The organism is Bathymodiolus platifrons methanotrophic gill symbiont (genome assembly GCF_002189065.1).
GTDB lineage: Bacteria > Pseudomonadota > Gammaproteobacteria > Methylococcales > Methylomonadaceae > Methyloprofundus.
In genome coordinates this window covers 1-1,817 of record NZ_BDMN01000086.1, presented here as the reverse complement: position 1 = coordinate 1,817, position 1,817 = coordinate 1, and the positions used below count along the sequence as shown (strand labels likewise).

At 39.6% G+C, this 1,817-nt stretch carries 1 protein-coding gene; it reads left to right on the top strand.

Annotation, left to right across the window (positions count from 1 at the left end):
* Positions 1-1,051: 1,051 nt before the first annotated feature.
* A partial coding sequence (locus CDZ78_RS05815; protein ID WP_244559167.1) for a heme-binding protein occupies positions 1,052-1,817 on the top strand: 766 nt, incomplete at its 3' end.

Genomic DNA, 1,817 nt, shown 5'->3' with positions numbered 1-1,817 from the left:
TCGGGGAGTCCCTACTTTTGCGAAAGCTCATTTTGGGCGTCCAAGCCCAAGTTCGCGGCAAAAGCTTAACGGGACTGATTAAAATCTGCGATGCCCTGATTCGCCCTGCGTCCACTTATAAAAACCCTAGAGGGGTTTTTATTTAGTTACCTCAAATGGCTTGACGCGATGTCGGAATGCCTTGTATTTTCTCTACGCAAAAAGACGCTTCGAGAAAACACCCGGCCCTATCGCTATCACGGACTAAAAATCTTCACTTCGCTTAAGCTCCGTTTCCAGGATTTTCAGCGTTAGAACCAAAGAAGCAGCAATCAATAGCATTATTGATGTGTAGCTTTTTATAACGGCAAACGTACTCACTCAAAACTAGATTATCAATCACCATTACAATTTGAGCGAGTAGTTATAGGGAAGCGTCTTAAAAAAGTGTCCGGTTTTTGTTGACCATTACATGTCAGAGCGGTATGCACATTTGAGTAATGAGCGTTTGCAGGCTACCAGTGATAATCTGTCGAATGTGATGGCTGGGGCTATTGGGGTTGATTAGCTTTTTTTAGAAAGCTTGTTAATCAGCGTTGAATGTTTACTACGTAACCGCGTCTGTTCTTACCAAAGGGTATATTTAAGTTGCTGATATGTAATGAAATTGAAAGTTACATAGCTGGAAACTCTTTGTTGAAACTGGAAAACTTACCATGCTGATTAACACGGAGAGGGACAGGAGCTTATGCATAGAATCTACCAGAAACACCTTAAAAAGAACGCATAAATCTGTCAATAAATAAATCAGCAGATTCACTTGAGTTTAAAACTGGTCAAACAAGGATAATGCGTTGTTAATTAGCATCCTAAACTTTCCACCCATCAGAGTCTTTCGTTTCTAATTAGAAATATTAAGTAATTGATTTTTGATAGTGTTAATTTTTTACAGATGGAAAAATTTACAAGCTGATTAACAAATCTACGCGCTTATATTTATAAATTACTTGACATATATATTAAAAAATACTAGGCTCAATAGCCCTATAAACATTATTTAATTAGGGGTAATTTGAGGTCCCAAAAAACATTACTTTCTTTAGCCATTACTGGCTCTTTCGTATTATCTAACGTTGCACTTGCAGATGAAGAACTCTGTGGTGGTGTAACTAGAGATGCATTAATTGCTGCTGCCAAAAGTATCGTGCCTGGTGATACTTATTTACTACCCGGTGATGGCAGCGACAAAACACCTAACGGGGGCTTCGATCTTCCAATGTGGGTTTCTGTTGTTGATACAGACGGCACTGTATGCCATGTAATTAATACAGCTGCAGAAGGTCAATCTTTAGATAAAACAGCTTATGTAGGTAACCAGAGCTGGTTAGGAAGTCGTGTGATTTCAGCTCAAAAAGCAAACACTGCTAATGCATTCAGCCTAGACTATTACACAATATCGACGGCTAATTTATTCGGTACAGTGCAAGGTAATAATAGCCTGTTTGGTTTGCAGCATAGTAATCCGGTTGATACCTATAATGCATATTCTGCCCCTGGTACAGATACTAGTCTTTTTGCCACAGCAACTGACCCTATGATTGGAAAAGTCGTAGGCGGTGTAAATGTATTTGGTGGTGGGCTAGCTTTGTATACTACTGATGGACTTCTTGGTACTACTAAAGTTGGTGCGATTGGTGTCTCTGGCGATACCTCATGTACAGACCATACAGTTGCATGGAAAATTAGAAAAGCACTAGAACTCGACAATGTTCCTCGTGGCCCAATCTCACAAGGAGATTTGTTTAACAATGCCGGAGGTGCTTTATCACTTAGAGAAT